The sequence below is a fragment of the Novosphingobium sp. 1529 genome (genome assembly GCF_040544855.1).
GTDB lineage: Bacteria > Pseudomonadota > Alphaproteobacteria > Sphingomonadales > Sphingomonadaceae > Novosphingobium > Novosphingobium capsulatum.
Genome location: NZ_JBEPKW010000001.1, coordinates 833,893 through 848,332, shown reverse-complemented (window position 1 = coordinate 848,332; position 14,440 = coordinate 833,893). Strand labels below are relative to the sequence as shown.

The 14,440-nt window shown below is 62.4% G+C and carries 24 protein-coding genes; all 24 read left to right on the top strand.

Translation table 11 applies throughout. The features are described from left to right. Positions 1-78 precede the first annotated feature (78 nt). On the top strand, positions 79-549 hold the full coding sequence (gene rpsG / locus ABIC78_RS03780; RefSeq protein ID WP_022675066.1) for a 30S ribosomal protein S7: 471 nt from the start codon (positions 79-81) through the stop codon (positions 547-549). Positions 550-653: 104 nt separating this feature from the next. Beyond that, the gene (gene fusA, locus ABIC78_RS03775; protein WP_028657518.1) at positions 654-2,726 is read left to right on the top strand and encodes an elongation factor G; all 2,073 of its coding nucleotides are present in this window, start codon (positions 654-656) and stop codon (positions 2,724-2,726) included. An 89-nt stretch (positions 2,727-2,815) separates the two neighbouring features. Next, positions 2,816-4,006 carry an elongation factor Tu gene (gene tuf / locus ABIC78_RS03770; protein ID WP_022675064.1) on the top strand — a complete coding sequence of 397 codons (1,191 nt, stop codon included), beginning with the start codon at positions 2,816-2,818 and terminating at the stop codon, positions 4,004-4,006. A 146-nt stretch (positions 4,007-4,152) separates the two neighbouring features. Then, positions 4,153-4,464 (top strand): 30S ribosomal protein S10, encoded by a 312-nt coding sequence (gene rpsJ / locus ABIC78_RS03765; protein WP_011444906.1) that lies wholly within the window; start codon positions 4,153-4,155, stop codon positions 4,462-4,464. A gap of 329 nt (positions 4,465-4,793) precedes the next feature. Then, positions 4,794-5,519, top strand: coding sequence for a 50S ribosomal protein L3 (gene rplC, locus ABIC78_RS03760; RefSeq protein WP_022675063.1), 726 nt, complete (start codon positions 4,794-4,796; stop codon positions 5,517-5,519). A 3-nt stretch (positions 5,520-5,522) separates the two neighbouring features. Then, complete coding sequence (gene rplD, locus ABIC78_RS03755; RefSeq protein ID WP_022675062.1) at positions 5,523-6,146, top strand: 50S ribosomal protein L4; 624 nt, start codon at positions 5,523-5,525, stop codon at positions 6,144-6,146. Beyond that, a complete protein-coding gene (locus ABIC78_RS03750; RefSeq protein WP_022675061.1) occupies positions 6,139-6,444 on the top strand; it encodes a 50S ribosomal protein L23 in 306 nt (101 codons plus the stop codon). The genes rplD and ABIC78_RS03750 overlap by 8 nt, the downstream gene beginning before the upstream one ends. Positions 6,445-6,460: 16 nt before the next feature. Further along, on the top strand, positions 6,461-7,297 hold the full coding sequence (gene rplB, locus ABIC78_RS03745) for a 50S ribosomal protein L2 (RefSeq protein WP_022675060.1): 837 nt from the start codon (positions 6,461-6,463) through the stop codon (positions 7,295-7,297). Between the two features lie 6 nt (positions 7,298-7,303). Next, entirely contained in the window at positions 7,304-7,582 is a 279-nt protein-coding gene (rpsS, locus tag ABIC78_RS03740) for a 30S ribosomal protein S19 (RefSeq protein WP_022675059.1), read from the top strand. Further along, positions 7,582-7,959 carry a 50S ribosomal protein L22 gene (gene rplV / locus ABIC78_RS03735; RefSeq protein ID WP_022675058.1) on the top strand — a complete coding sequence of 126 codons (378 nt, stop codon included), beginning with the start codon at positions 7,582-7,584 and terminating at the stop codon, positions 7,957-7,959. Before rpsS ends, rplV begins: the two co-directional genes overlap by 1 nt. A gap of 3 nt (positions 7,960-7,962) precedes the next feature. Beyond that, a complete protein-coding gene (rpsC, locus tag ABIC78_RS03730; RefSeq protein WP_022675057.1) occupies positions 7,963-8,658 on the top strand; it encodes a 30S ribosomal protein S3 in 696 nt (231 codons plus the stop codon). A 22-nt stretch (positions 8,659-8,680) separates the two neighbouring features. Beyond that, positions 8,681-9,115, top strand: coding sequence for a 50S ribosomal protein L16 (gene rplP, locus ABIC78_RS03725; RefSeq protein WP_022675056.1), 435 nt, complete (start codon positions 8,681-8,683; stop codon positions 9,113-9,115). A gap of 9 nt (positions 9,116-9,124) precedes the next feature. Beyond that, positions 9,125-9,331, top strand: a complete 207-nt coding sequence (rpmC, locus tag ABIC78_RS03720; protein WP_022675055.1) for a 50S ribosomal protein L29 — start codon at positions 9,125-9,127, stop codon at positions 9,329-9,331. 11 nt (positions 9,332-9,342) lie between these two features. After that, positions 9,343-9,612: a 30S ribosomal protein S17 gene (gene rpsQ / locus ABIC78_RS03715; protein WP_022675054.1), complete on the top strand. Its 270-nt coding sequence runs from the start codon at positions 9,343-9,345 to the stop codon at positions 9,610-9,612. An 88-nt stretch (positions 9,613-9,700) separates the two neighbouring features. After that, entirely contained in the window at positions 9,701-10,069 is a 369-nt protein-coding gene (gene rplN / locus ABIC78_RS03710; protein WP_022675053.1) for a 50S ribosomal protein L14, read from the top strand. Further along, positions 10,069-10,386 (top strand): 50S ribosomal protein L24, encoded by a 318-nt coding sequence (gene rplX, locus ABIC78_RS03705; RefSeq protein ID WP_022675052.1) that lies wholly within the window; start codon positions 10,069-10,071, stop codon positions 10,384-10,386. The genes rplN and rplX overlap by 1 nt, the downstream gene beginning before the upstream one ends. Next, positions 10,379-10,960: a 50S ribosomal protein L5 gene (gene rplE / locus ABIC78_RS03700; RefSeq protein WP_022675051.1), complete on the top strand. Its 582-nt coding sequence runs from the start codon at positions 10,379-10,381 to the stop codon at positions 10,958-10,960. Before rplX ends, rplE begins: the two co-directional genes overlap by 8 nt. A gap of 28 nt (positions 10,961-10,988) precedes the next feature. Next, on the top strand, positions 10,989-11,294 hold the full coding sequence (gene rpsN / locus ABIC78_RS03695) for a 30S ribosomal protein S14 (RefSeq protein ID WP_022675050.1): 306 nt from the start codon (positions 10,989-10,991) through the stop codon (positions 11,292-11,294). Positions 11,295-11,306: 12 nt separating this feature from the next. Continuing rightward, the gene (rpsH, locus tag ABIC78_RS03690; protein ID WP_022675049.1) at positions 11,307-11,702 is read left to right on the top strand and encodes a 30S ribosomal protein S8; all 396 of its coding nucleotides are present in this window, start codon (positions 11,307-11,309) and stop codon (positions 11,700-11,702) included. Beyond that, positions 11,702-12,235 carry a 50S ribosomal protein L6 gene (rplF, locus tag ABIC78_RS03685; protein WP_054130540.1) on the top strand — a complete coding sequence of 178 codons (534 nt, stop codon included), beginning with the start codon at positions 11,702-11,704 and terminating at the stop codon, positions 12,233-12,235. Before rpsH ends, rplF begins: the two co-directional genes overlap by 1 nt. Beyond that, on the top strand, positions 12,235-12,585 hold the full coding sequence (rplR, locus tag ABIC78_RS03680; RefSeq protein WP_022675047.1) for a 50S ribosomal protein L18: 351 nt from the start codon (positions 12,235-12,237) through the stop codon (positions 12,583-12,585). Before rplF ends, rplR begins: the two co-directional genes overlap by 1 nt. Positions 12,586-12,587: 2 nt before the next feature. Then, positions 12,588-13,307 (top strand): 30S ribosomal protein S5, encoded by a 720-nt coding sequence (gene rpsE, locus ABIC78_RS03675; RefSeq protein ID WP_022675046.1) that lies wholly within the window; start codon positions 12,588-12,590, stop codon positions 13,305-13,307. 6 nt (positions 13,308-13,313) lie between these two features. Then, on the top strand, positions 13,314-13,490 hold the full coding sequence (rpmD, locus tag ABIC78_RS03670; protein ID WP_022675045.1) for a 50S ribosomal protein L30: 177 nt from the start codon (positions 13,314-13,316) through the stop codon (positions 13,488-13,490). Between the two features lie 281 nt (positions 13,491-13,771). Continuing rightward, positions 13,772-14,251, top strand: a complete 480-nt coding sequence (gene rplO, locus ABIC78_RS03665) for a 50S ribosomal protein L15 (protein ID WP_168351692.1) — start codon at positions 13,772-13,774, stop codon at positions 14,249-14,251. The last annotated feature ends 189 nt before the right edge of the window (positions 14,252-14,440 follow it).

Below are 14,440 nucleotides of genomic sequence, written 5' to 3'. Positions count from 1 at the left end.
GCAGGTGATGCTCCGCCAGGCTGCCTTGCCGGAATGAGCGGCTGGCCTTGAAGCTGGCCCGATCAGAAGGAATTCAACATGTCACGTCGTCGTCGTCCGGAAAAGCGGGTCATCCTGCCCGATCCGAAGTTCGGTGATCAGGTTCTGTCGAAGTTCATGAACAACCTCATGCTCGATGGTAAGAAGTCGGTTGCCGAAAGCATCGTCTATGGCGCTCTCGACACCATGCAGACCCGTGCCAAGGCTGACCCGGTTCAGCTGTTCCACGATGCGCTGAACAACGTGAAGCCGCACATCGAAGTGCGTTCGCGCCGCGTTGGTGGTGCCACCTACCAGGTTCCCGTGGAAGTGCGCCCCGAGCGCGCCCAGGCCCTGGCGATTCGCTGGCTGATCACGGCCGCCCGCAACCGTTCGGAAACCACCATGTCGGCCCGCCTGTCGGCTGAACTGCTGGATGCCGCCAACAACCGTGGCAACGCCGTGAAGAAGCGCGAAGACACCCACCGCATGGCCGACGCCAACCGCGCGTTCAGCCACTACCGCTGGTAAGCTTCCGAAAAACTGGTCACGTGGCCGTCTTCAAACGGTCACAGCAGTAACCATATGGGGTGGGCTGGAGCAATCCGGCCCTTCCCGAACCCAAGGAACACACCATGGCCCGCAGCCATCCGCTCGAGCGTTACCGCAACATCGGTATCATGGCGCACATCGACGCCGGCAAGACGACGACGACCGAGCGCATCCTTTACTACACCGGCAAGTCCTACAAGATCGGCGAAGTGCACGACGGCGCTGCGACGATGGACTGGATGGAACAGGAACAGGAACGCGGCATCACGATCACGTCGGCCGCGACGACCTGCTTCTGGAACGACCACCGCATCAACATCATCGACACCCCCGGCCACGTCGACTTCACCATCGAAGTCGAACGTTCGCTGCGCGTGCTCGACGGTGCGGTTGCGTGCTTCGACGGCGTTGCCGGCGTTGAGCCGCAGTCGGAAACCGTGTGGCGCCAGGCCGACAAGTACGGCGTGCCGCGCATGTGCTTCATCAACAAGCTCGACCGCACCGGCGCCAACTTCAAGTACTGCGTGCAGTCGATCATCGACCGTCTCGGTGCCAAGCCTGCCGTGCTCTACATTCCGATCGGTCTCGAAGCCGATCTGAAGGGCCTGGTCGACCTGGTCAACAACCGCGCGATCATCTGGAAGGACGAATCGCTCGGCGCCGAATTCTTCTACGAAGAAATCCCGGCTGACCTGGCTGATGAAGCCGCGATCTACCGTTCGGAACTGATCGAACTCGCCGTCGAACAGGACGACGAGGCGATGGAAGCCTATCTCGAAGGCAACGAGCCCGACGCCGAAACGCTCAAGAAGCTGATCCGCAAGGGTACGCTGAACCACTCGTTCGTGCCGGTGTGCTGCGGCTCGGCGTTCAAGAACAAGGGCGTGCAGCCCCTGCTCGACGCCGTGGTCGACTACCTGCCTTCGCCGCTCGACATTGAAGACGTCCAGGGCGTCAAGGTCGACAGCGACGAGAAGGACAGCCGTCCGCCCAAGGACGACGCGCCGTTCTCGGCGCTGGCGTTCAAGGTCATGAACGACCCGTTCGTCGGCTCGCTCACCTTCATCCGCATCTATTCGGGTACGCTCACCAAGGGCACCTACCTGAACTCGGTGAAGCAGAAGAAGGAAAAGGTCGGCCGCATGCTCGAAATGCATGCCAACGACCGTAAGGACGTCGACGAAGCGTTCGCTGGCGACATCATCGCGCTGGCCGGCATGAAGGAAACCACCACGGGCGACACGCTCTGCGCCGAACGCGCGCCGATCGTGCTCGAACGCATGGAATTCCCCGAGCCGGTTATCGAACTGTCGGTGGAGCCCAAGACCAAGGCCGACCAGGAAAAGATGGGCATCGCGCTCAATCGCCTGTCTGCCGAAGATCCCTCGTTCCGCGTCTCGACCGATCACGAATCGGGTCAGACGATCATCAAGGGCATGGGCGAACTGCACCTCGACATCATCGTCGATCGCATGCGTCGCGAATTCAAGGTGGAAGCCAACGTGGGCGCGCCCCAGGTGGCCTACCGCGAATACCTCGCCAAGCCGGTGGACCTCGACTACACGCACAAGAAGCAGTCGGGTGGTACCGGTCAGTTCGGCCGCGTGAAGGTCAAGATCACGCCGGGCGAACGCGGTTCGGGCATCATCTTCAAGGATGAAATCAAGGGCGGTAATATTCCCAAGGAATATATCCCCGCGATTGAAAAGGGCATGCGCGAAACGGCAGCCACCGGTTCGCTGGTTGGCTTCCCGATCATCGACTTCGAAATCTTGCTCTACGACGGTGCATACCACGACGTCGACTCGTCGGCCTTGGCCTTCGAAATCGCCGGTCGCGGTGCCATGCGTGAAGCGGCCCAGAAGTCGGGCATCAAGCTGCTCGAGCCGATCATGAGCGTCGAGGTCGTGACCCCTGAGGAATTCATGGGTGACGTGATCGGCGACTTGAACTCGCGTCGTGGCCAGATCCAGGGTACCGACAGCCGGGGCAACGCCCAGGTCGTCGACGCCATGGTGCCGCTCGCGAACATGTTCGGCTACGTGAACCAGCTGCGTTCTTTCACGCAGGGTCGCGCGCAGTACACCATGCAGTTCTCTCACTATGACGAAGTTCCGGCGAATGTCGCGGCTGAGGTCAAGGAGAAGCTTGCCTGATCACTCTGATCAGGCTAGGGGCGGCGCCTGATTCCGTCGGGTGCCGTACCCCGCAGAATTCACAGACAAGCGAATAGAAGGTTTGAACAATGGCCAAGGCTAAGTTTGAGCGGAACAAGCCGCACTGCAACATCGGCACCATCGGTCACGTTGACCATGGCAAGACCACGCTGACCGCAGCGATCACCAAGGTCCTCGCCGAAACCGGCGGCGCGACGTTCACGGACTACGCGAACATCGACAAGGCTCCTGAAGAGCGCGAACGCGGCATCACCATCTCGACTGCACACGTCGAGTATGAAACTGCCAACCGTCACTACGCGCACGTCGACTGCCCGGGTCACGCTGACTATGTGAAGAACATGATCACCGGTGCCGCCCAGATGGACGGCGCGATCCTGGTCGTGAACGCTGCTGACGGCCCGATGCCGCAGACCCGCGAGCACATCCTGCTCGCCCGCCAGGTCGGCGTGCCGGCTCTGGTCGTGTACATGAACAAGGTCGACCAGGTTGACGACGAGGAAATCCTCGAACTCGTCGAACTGGAAGTTCGTGAACTGCTCTCGTCGTACGACTTCCCGGGCGACGATATTCCGATCGTCAAGGGTTCGGCTCTCGCCGCTCTCGAAGGCCGCGACGACAACATCGGCAAGAACTCGATCACCGAGCTGATGGCCGCTGTCGACAGCTACATCCCGCAGCCGCCGCGTCCGACCGACAAGCCCTTCCTGATGCCCGTCGAAGACGTGTTCTCGATCTCGGGTCGCGGCACCGTGGTGACCGGTCGTATCGAAACCGGCATCGTCAAGGTGGGTGAAGAAGTCGAAATCATCGGCCTCAAGGACACCCAGAAGACCACCGTCACCGGCGTGGAAATGTTCCGCAAGCTGCTCGACCAGGGTGAAGCTGGCGACAACGTCGGCGCCCTGATCCGTGGCATCAAGCGTGAAGAAGTCGAGCGTGGCCAGGTTCTCGCCAAGCCGGGTTCGGTGACGCCGCACACCGAATTCGCCGCCGAAGTCTACGTGCTGTCGAAGGACGAAGGTGGCCGTCACACGCCGTTCTTCGCCAACTACCGCCCGCAGTTCTACTTCCGCACCACCGACGTCACCGGTGAAGTGGTTCTCCCCGAAGGCACCGAAATGGTGATGCCGGGCGACAACCTCACCCTGTCGGTCAAGCTGATCGCGCCGATCGCCATGGACGAAGGTCTTCGCTTCGCCATTCGCGAAGGCGGCCGGACCGTCGGTTCGGGGGTTGTCAGCAAGATCACGAAGTAATATAGGCGCCGGACCGGCGGGAGATTCGCTCTCCCGCCGGACGGTCTTTTTGATCAGTCGCCCCGCTTTCTCCCCATCCATCGGGAGGGGATCAGAGGGTAGGGCGGCTGGTTTTTGTTTTCGCTCTTTCGCATCGGTAAACGGACATGGAAGCCCAGAACATCCGCATTCGCCTCAAGGCCTTCGATCATCGCGTACTGGACCAGGCCACTGGTGAAATCGCGGACACCGCCCGCCGCACCGGCGCCCTGATTCGTGGTCCCATTCCGCTGCCGACCCGCATCGAGAAGTTCTGCGTCAACCGCGGTCCGCACATCGACAAGAAGTCGCGCGAACAGTTTGAAGTCCGCACCTACAAGCGCCTGCTTGACATCGTGCAGCCCAACGCTGCCACTGTCGACGCGCTGATGAAGCTGGACCTCGCTGCCGGCGTGAACGTCGAGATCAAGCTGGCCTGATGCCAGCGCCCTGGCCCCGCCCCCACATGCGTGGCGGGCAGGGCGGCTTGACCGAGCCTCATCGGTTTCCAGTTTTGGGTCACTTGTGATCCATCATCTCTTCCGGCCCTGAGGCTGGCTTGGCGGAAAATTCGTTCTGCCGCGACAAAAGGGATACCTCCGGCCTCCTGCCGCTGCCTTCGGGCGCGGCGCCAAGGGTCGGGAAAGCGTCCCCCGTTCGCTCCTGTTCAGGCAGGGGCACTCAGCCCGGACGGGGCATGCTTCTTATACGGGCTGAACACGCCTTTGGGGGATGGGCCCTCGAAGGCCTCTGTGAGGAGTATGAGATCATGCGCACCGGCGTGATCGCGAAGAAGGTGGGTATGACCCGCCTGTTCCAGGAAGATGGTCGGCACGTGCCGGTCACCGTCCTTTCGCTTGAAGATTGCCAGGTGGTTTCGGTCCGCACTGCCGAACGTGACGGTTACGTCGCGCTTCAGCTGGGTGCTGGCGAAGCCAAGCAGAAGAACGTTGCCAAGCCGCAGCGCGAGCACTTCGCCAAGGCAGAAGTGCCGCTGAAGATGCAGGTCGCCGAGTTCCGCGTCGCTGATGACGCGCTGCTCGATGTCGGTGCCAGCATCGCCGCTTCGCACTTCGTTGCTGGCCAGTACGTGGACATCACCGGCCACACCCAGGGCAAGGGCTTTGCCGGCGCCATGAAGCGTTGGGGCTTCGGCGGTATGCGCGCCACGCACGGCGTGTCGATCTCGCACCGTGCCCACGGTTCGACCGGTAACCGCCAGGATCCGGGTCGCGTCTTCAAGAACAAGAAGATGGCCGGCCACATGGGCGACCGTCAGCGCACCCAGCAGAACCTCGAAATCGTTCGCACCGACGATGCGCGCGGCCTGATCTTCGTCAAGGGCTCGGTCCCTGGCGCGAAGAACGGCTGGCTGCTCGTTCGTGACGCGGTCAAGGTCGATCGCCACGCGCAGGCGCCTTATCCCGCTGGTCTCAAGGCCGCCAACACCAACGAACAGGCCGCTCCCGAAGCCGCCGATGGCCAGGAGGGCTAAGTCGTGAAGGTTCAAGTCCTCAATCTGGACGGTTCGGCCGCCGGCGACGTGGAACTCGCAGATGACGTGTTCGGTCTCGAACCGCGCGCCGACATCCTGCACCGCGTTGTGACCTGGCAGCTGGAAAACCGTCGTGGCACGGCCCGTGGCGCTCGCGAGCGTTCGGACGTTGCCCGCACCGGCAAGAAGTTCGGCCGTCAGAAGGGTGGTGGTACCGCTCGTCACGGCGACCGCAAGGCCCCGATCTTCATCGGCGGTGGCAAGGCCCATGGTCCGCGCGTTCGTGACTTCAGCGTTTCGCTGAACAAGAAGGTGCGCGCTCTCGGTCTCAAGATGGCGCTCTCGTCCAAGGCCCAGAACGGCCTGGTCGTGATCGACAGCCTGGAACTGACCGACGCCAAGACCAAGGCGCTGGCCGGTACGCTGGCCAAGGCCGGCTTCGGCAAGAAGGTGCTCGTCGTGGATGGTGAGCAGGTCAACGAGGGCTTTGCCCGCGCGGCCCGCAACATCGTCGGCGTCAACGTGCTCCCCGCCATCGGCGCCAACGTCTACGACATCCTGAAGCATGATACGCTGGTGCTGACGCGCGCCGCGGTCGAGAAGCTGGAGGCGCGTTTCAATGGCTAAGGACGCAATCGACACGCGTCACTATGACGTGATCGTGGCTCCCCACATCACCGAAAAGGCGACGCTGCTGAGCGAAAACAATGCCGTGGTCTTCAAGGTTGCCGAAAAGGCGACCAAGCCGGAGATCAAGGCGGCGGTGGAAGCCCTCTTCAATGTCACGGTCACCAAGGTGAACACGCTGACCCAGAAGGGGAAGACCAAGCGCTGGAAGGGCAAGCCCTACAAGCGCACCGACGTCAAGAAGGCTGTCGTGACCCTGGCCGCGGGCCAGTCGATCGACGTCACCAGCGGTATCTGAGGCGAAGGCATAGACCATGGCACTCAAGAGCTATAACCCGACCAGCCCCGCACGCCGCGGCCTGGTCCTCGTCGACAAGTCGGCTCTGTGGAAGGGCAAGCCTGTCAAGGCTTTGACCGAAGGCAAGAGCAAGACCGGCGGCCGCAACAACAAGGGCCACGTGACCAGCCGCGGTATCGCGGGCGGCCACAAGCAGAAGTACCGCTTCATCGACTTCAAGCGTCGTAAGTGGGACATGCCGGCCACTGTCGAGCGTCTGGAATACGATCCCAACCGCACCGCGTTCATCGCCCTCGTCACGTACGAAGACGGTGAGCAGGCCTACATCCTGGCGCCGCAGCGCCTGGCCGTGGGCGACGTGGTGGTTGCCGGTGAGAAGACCGACGTGAAGCCTGGCAATGCGATGCTCCTGTCGCAGATGCCGGTTGGTACCATCATCCACAACGTGGAAATGAAGCCGGGCAAGGGCGGTCAGATCGCCCGTTCGGCCGGTACCTACGTCCAGCTCGTCGGTCGTGACCGCGGCATGGTGATCGTTCGCCTGAACTCGGGCGAGCAGCGCTACCTGCGTGGCGACTGCATGGGCACCGTCGGCGCCGTGTCGAACCCCGACAACTCGAACCAGAATCTTGCCAAGGCCGGTCGTAACCGCTGGCTTGGCCGTCGTCCGTTGACGCGCGGTGTGGCAAAGAACCCGGTCGACCACCCGCACGGTGGTGGTGAAGGCCGCACCTCGGGTGGCCGTCATCCGGTCACTCCGTGGGGCAAGCCGACCAAGGGCGCCCGCACCCGTCACAACAAGAAGACGGACAAGTTCATCATTCGTTCGCGCCACGCGAAGAAGAAGAGGTAAGACCCCATGGCACGTTCCGTCTGGAAGGGCCCCTTCGTCGACCTGCACCTCCTGAAGAAGGCCGAAGTGGCCCAGGATGCTGGCAGCCGCGCTGGCCCCATCAAGACCTGGTCGCGTCGTTCGACCATCATCCCGCAGTTCGTTGGTCTGACGTTCAACGTCTACAACGGGCAGAAGTTCATCCCCGTCTCCGTGAGCGAAGAGATGGTCGGCCACAAGCTTGGTGAATTTGCGCCGACGCGCAACTTCCCCGGCCACGCCGCTGACAAGAAGGGTAAGCGCTGATGAGCAAGTCTGCTGCTCCCCGCCGGGTCGGTGACAAGGAAGCTCTGGCCGTCAACACGAACATTCGTGGTTCGGCCCAGAAGCTCAACCTGGTTGCTGCCCTGATCCGCGGCATGAAGGCTGAAGACGCCCTCAATGTCCTGTCCTTCTCGAAGAAGGCCATGGCGGTTGACGCCCGCAAGGTGCTCGCTTCGGCGATCGCCAACGCGGAAAACAACCACAACCTGGACGTCGACGCGCTCGTCGTGGCGGAAGCCTCGGTTGGCAAGTCGATCACGATGAAGCGCTTCCACACCCGTGGTCGTGGCAAGTCGACCCGCATCCTGAAGCCGTTCTCGCGCCTTCGGATCGTCGTCCGTGAAGTCGAGGAGGCCTGAGCCATGGGTCACAAGTCGAACCCCATCGGTCTGCGTCTGCAGATCAACCGCACCTGGGACAGCCGCTGGTACGCCGAAGGGCGCAACTACCAGCAGCTGCTGAAGGAAGACCTTCAGATCCGCAAGTTCATCGTCGAGAGCCTGCCGCAGGCAGCGATCTCGAAGGTGGTGATCGAGCGTCCGGCCAAGCTGTGCCGCATCTCGATCTACGCGGCCCGTCCGGGTGTGATCATCGGCAAGAAGGGTGCGGACATTGAAAAGCTCCGCGCCAAGCTTGCCAAGCTGACCAACAGCGACGTGAAGCTGAACATCGTTGAAATCCGCAAGCCGGAAATCGATGCCAAGCTCGTTGCCCAGGGCATTGCCGACCAGCTCGTCCGTCGCGTGGCGTTCCGCCGTGCGATGAAGCGCGCTGTTCAGTCCGCGCTGCGTCTTGGTGCCGAAGGCATCAAGATCACCTGCGGTGGCCGTCTCGGCGGGGCGGAAATCGCCCGCGTCGAATGGTACCGTGAAGGTCGCGTTCCGCTGCACACCCTGCGCGCGCACATCGACTACGCCGAAGCCGAAGCCCACACCGCCTACGGCGTGATCGGCATCAAGACCTGGATCTTCAAGGGCGAGATCCTGGGTCATGACCCGCTGGCGCAGGACCGCCTGATGCTTGAGGCACAGACCTCTGGCGTCCGTCCGGCGCGCTGAGGCTTGAGGATAGGCTAGCACCATGCTGCAACCCAAGAAGACCAAGTTCCGCAAGGCGTTCAAGGGCCGTCTCCACGGCAACGCCAAGGGCGGCACCGACCTCAACTTCGGCTCCTATGGCCTCAAGGCCATGGAACCGGAGCGGGTCACCGCTCGTCAGATCGAAGCGGCTCGCCGCGCGATCACCCGCCACATCAAGCGCCAGGGCCGTCTCTGGATCCGCATCTTCCCTGACCTTCCGGTGACCAAGAAGCCGGCAGAAGTCCGTCAGGGTAAGGGCAAGGGTTCGGTGGAATACTGGGCTGCCCGCGTGAAGCCCGGCAAGATCCTGTTCGAGCTCGATGGCGTCGCCGGCCCCCTGGCCGCCGAAGCTTTCAGCCGCGCTGCGATGAAGCTGCCGATCAAGACCAAGGTTGTGGCTCGCCTCGGCGATACCTCGCACCTTGGTGGCGAGTAAGGAGTAGGAATGATGGCTAAGTTCGAAGACCTCCGCGTCAAGAGCGACGACCAGCTTACTGCTGACCTCGCCGAGCTGAAGCGCGAACAGTTCAACCTGCGCTTCCAGGCGGCGACCAGCCAGCTGGAGCGTCCGGCGCGCATCAAGGAAGTGCGCCGCGACATCGCGCGGATCAAGACCTTGCAGGGCGAGCGTGCTCGCACTGCCAAGGCTTAAGGAGACACACGATGCCCAAGCGTATCCTGATCGGGACCGTGGTTTCCGACAAGACCGACAAGACCGTGGTCGTGAAGGTCGAGCGCAAGGTGAAGCACCCGCTGTACGGGAAGATCATCCGTCGCTCGAAGAAGTATCACGCCCACGATGAGGCGAATGCCTTCAAGACCGGCGAGACGGTGCGGATCGAAGAGACCTCGCCGTACTCCAAGCTCAAGACCTGGAAGGTTATCGACCGGGTTCTGGCTGGGAAGACCGCCGCGATCGAAGCGGACGTTTGACAAAACGTCCGTTCTCGGTCTTAGGGAGCGTCACGTTTTTGGAACTGCCGGACTGGTTCCGGCAAGCCAGTGAGAAGGAACCGGATCAATGATCCAGATGCAATCCAATCTCGACGTCGCGGACAACAGCGGCGCTAAGCGCGTCCAGTGCATCAAGGTGCTGGGCGGGTCTAAGCGTCGTACCGCAAGCGTCGGCGACATCATCGTGGTGTCGGTGAAGGAGGCGCAGCCCCGCGCCCGTGTCAAGAAGGGCGACGTCCATCGTGCGGTTATCGTGCGCACCAAGAAGGACGTTCGTCGTCCCGATGGCAGCGTGATCCGCTTCGACGGCAACGCTGCTGTGCTCGTCGGCAAGAACGAAGAGCCCATCGGCACCCGTATCTTCGGCCCCGTGGTGCGCGAACTGCGCGGCAAGGGCTTCATGAAGATCATCTCTCTTGCTCCGGAGGTGCTGTAATGGCTGCCGCCAAGATCAAGAAGGGCGATAACGTCGTCGTTCGCACGGGCAAGGACAAGGGCCGTACCGGCACCGTCCTCCAGGTTCTTCCCAAGGAAGACAAGGTCATCGTGGCCGGCGTGAACGTCGCTGCCCGTCACCGCAAGCCCAGCCAGCAGAACCCGCAGGGTGGCATCGATCGCTTTGAAGCGCCGATGCACATCTCGAAGGTTGCCGTGGCCGACAAGGATGGCAAGCCCACCCGCGTCCGCTTCGAAACCCGCGATGGCAAGAAGGTTCGCGTGGCCGTCAAGTCCGGGGAGGCCATCGATGGCTGACAAGTACACTCCGCGCCTCAAGGGCAAGTACGACGCTGAAATCGCAGCCGCGATGAAGGCGAAGTTCGGCTACAAGAACGACATGGAAATTCCGCGGATCGACAAGATCACGCTGAACATGGGCGTTGGCGAAGCGAGCCAGGACAAGAAGAAGGTCCAGACCGCTGCAGCCGAAATGGAACTGATCGCTGGCCAGAAGCCGGTGATCACCAAGGCCAAGAAGTCGATCGCGCAGTTCAAGCTGCGCGAAGGCATGCCGATCGGTTGCAAGGTTACCCTGCGCCGTGAACGCATGTACGAATTCCTTGACCGCCTGATCACCATCGCAATGCCCCGCATTCGCGACTTCCGGGGCCTGAACCCGAAGTCGTTTGACGGCCGTGGCAACTATGCGATGGGTCTCAAGGAACAGATCATTTTCCCTGAGATCAGCTACGATCAGATCGACAAGGTGCGCGGTCTCGACATCATCGTGACCACCACCGCCAAGACCGACGACGAGGCACGTGAACTGCTTCGCCTGTTCGGTTTCCCGTTCCCGCAGGAAGCCGCCGAACAGGCGCAGGCCGCCTGAAGCCAGTCATAGGAAAGAGCTTAAGTCCATGGCGAAACTGAGTTCGATCAACAAGAACGAGCGTCGTAAGAAGCTCGTTGAAAAGTTTGCGGCCAAGTACGCTGCGCTCAAGGCCCAGGCCGACGATGAATCGCTCGAAGAAACCGAGCGCCTCATTGCCCGCCTGAAGATGGCCGAGCTGCCGCGTAACGCGAATCCCACGCGTGTCCGCAACCGTTGCAACACCACCGGCCGCCCGCGTGGCTACTACCGCAAGTTCGGTCTCTGCCGCATCGAACTGCGCGATCTCGCCAACAAGGGGCTCATCCCCGGCGTGACGAAGTCGAGCTGGTAAGGAGCCTCTACGATGGCATTGACCGACCCCCTGGGTGACATGCTCACCCGCATCCGCAATGGCCAGCAGGCGAAGAAGGACTCGGTCCTCTCGCCCGCTTCCAAGCTGCGTGCACACGTTCTCGAAGTTCTTCAGCGCGAAGGCTATATCCGCGGCTTCAGCGAAGACGCCACTGGCGTTCACCCGCAGCTGCGCATCGAGCTGAAGTACTTCGAAGGCCAGCCTGCGATCAAGCATGTGGCCCGCGTCTCCAAGCCTGGCCGCCGCGTCTACTCGGGTTCCAAGGAACTCCCGGTTGTGCGCAATGGCCTGGGCATCACCATCGTCTCGACGCCGAAGGGCGTGCTTTCGGATGCCGAAGCACGTGCTGCCAACGTCGGTGGCGAAGTGCTGGCGGAGGTGTTCTGATGAGCCGCATCGGCAAAAGGCCGGTGGCGATCCCGAGTGGCGTCACCGCTGACATCGCGAACGGCGTGCTGACCGTGAAGGGCCCCAAGGGTACCCTCACGCTCTCGCTCGTCGACGAGATCAACTACGCCGTCGAAGACGGTGCGATCTCGGTGCAGCCTGCCAACGATACCAAGCGCGCTCGCGCGTTCTGGGGCATGCAGCGCACGCTCGTTTCCAACCTCGTTACCGGCGTGACCGAAGGCTATACCAAGGTCCTTCTGATCACCGGCGTCGGCTACCGTGCCAATTCTCAGGGCAAGAACCTGAAGTTGCAGCTCGGCTACAGCCACGACGTCGATTTCGCCGTGCCGGAAGGCATCGAGATCAAGACCCCGGATAACACCACGGTCGAAATCTCGGGTATCGACAAGCAGAAGGTCGGCCAGGTTGCGGCCGAAATTCGCCGCTGGCGCAAGCCCGAGCCCTACAAGGGCAAGGGTATCAAGTACCGTGGCGAGTTCATCTTCCGCAAGGAAGGGAAGAAGAAGTAATGGCCAAGCTGTCTCTCTTCGATCGCCGCCGTCGCCGCGTCCGCACTGCCCTCAAGGCACGTGCTGGCGGTCGTCCGCGTCTCTCCGTGCATCGCACGGGCCGTCACATCTACGCGCAGATCATCGACGATGCTGCCGGCCGTACCCTGGCCGCCGCTTCCTCGCTGGTGAAGGGCGAGAAGTCGATCGGCGCCAATGTCGACGCTGCTGTCCTGGTGGGCAAGCAGATCGCCGAACGGGCCAAGGAAGCCGGTGTCACCACCGTCGTCTTCGACCGTGGCGGTTACCTGTTCCATGGCCGCGTCAAGGCGCTGGCTGATGCTGCCCGTGAAGGCGGCCTGGAGTTCTGATCATGGCTGACGAAACCAACCTGCAGGGCGATGCCGCTGCCCCCGTCGAACAGACCGGTGGCGAGCAGCGCGAAGGTCGCGGTCGCGGTCGTGGCCGTGGCGGTGAGCGTGGCGAACGCGGTGAACGTGGCGGCCGTGGCCGTCGCGACGACCGTCGTGGCCGCAACAACAATGACGAGGACCAGGGTGAAGAGCTGATCGAAAAGCTCGTTCACATCAACCGCGTCTCCAAGACCGTGAAGGGCGGCAAGCGCTTCGGCTTTGCGGCTCTGGTCGTGGTCGGCGATGGCAAGGGTCGCGTTGGCTTCGGTCACGGCAAGGCCCGCGAAGTGCCGGAAGCCATCACCAAGGCCACTGCTTCTGCCAAGAAGAAGATGGTTCGCGTTCCGCTCAAGGAAGGCCGCACCCTTCACCACGACGGCAAGGGCCGTTTCGGTGCAGGCAAGGTCAATGTGCGTTCGGCCCCGGCCGGTACGGGCATCATCGCGGGCGGCCCGATGCGCGCCGTCTTCGAAAGCCTGGGTGTGCACGACGTGGTGACCAAGTCGGTCGGTACGTCGAACCCGTACAACATGATCCGCGCCACCTTCGACGCGCTGCAGGACCAGACTTCGCCGAAGTCTGTTGCCCAGCGTCGCGGCAAGAAGGTCGCTGATCTGCTCGGTCGTGGTGGTGCTTCGCAGGTCGAAGCCGAAGCCGCTGCCGAAGCCATCGCGGAGTAATCGGTCATGGCTACGATCAAGATCAAGCAGATCGGTTCGCCGATTCGTCGCCCGGAACATCAGAAGAAGATTCTGATCGGCCTGGGCTTGGGCAAGATGAACCGCGTGGTTGAAGTGGAAGATACCGCTGAAACCCGTGGCGCCATTGCCAAGCTGCCGCACATGGTGGCCGTGGTCGACTGACCATAGCCCTCTGAGCAGAGCTTTCAGAAAAGCCCCGCGCATCGCCTGGTGCGCGGGGCTTTTCGTTTGGCGTTCCGGGGGAAGGGGCTTGGACAAGCTCAGCCCGAACGGCAGTTGCACCAAATTCCCACCCCGTTCGCCCTGAGTCTGTCGAAGGGCGCAAGCGCAAGCGCGCTGCCATCCGATCAAGAGTCGTCCTCTGGGGGGTGACAAGCTGGCCCCAACCCACTAAGGGCGCCTCTTCCTATCAGCGCGACTCAAAGCGAAAGCGAGTGCATCTCATGAAGCTTAACCAGATTTCCGACAATGGCGGCGCCCGCAAGGGCCGCATGCGCGTGGGCCGTGGCATCGGCTCGGGCAAGGGCAAGACCGCTGGCCGCGGCCAGAAGGGTGCCAAGGCGCGCTCGGGCGTTTCGATCAACGGGTTTGAAGGCGGTCAGATGCCGCTGCACATGCGCATCCCGAAGCGCGGCTTCAACAACATCTTCGCCAAGGACTATGCCGAAGTGAACCTGGGCATGATCCAGAAGTTCATCGACGCCGGCAAGCTCGATGCTTCGGGCGTGGTCGATCACGCGGCGCTCAAGGCTGCTGGCCTGGCCCGTGGCGGCAAGCACGGCGTGCGTCTGCTCGCCAAGGGCGAACTGACCACCAAGGTCAGCTTCAAGGTTGCCGGTGCCTCCAAGGGTGCCGTGGCCGCGGTGGAAAAGCTGGGTGGCGCGGTTGAAGTGACCGTGGCCAAGGCTGCCGCCGAAGCCTGAGACCTTTTAATTATCGCGTAAAACGGGCGCGGGGGTTATTGCATCCCTGCGCCCGTCCTATATGGCCCGTACAGTATTGAACGCACCATATTGACGCGCAGCCCGCCGGGCGGGGCCTGACACATCCGAAGCGAATTTCGCGATCGGGCGTCGGCCGGACCGGGCCACAGCAAGGCTTGATACCCGACC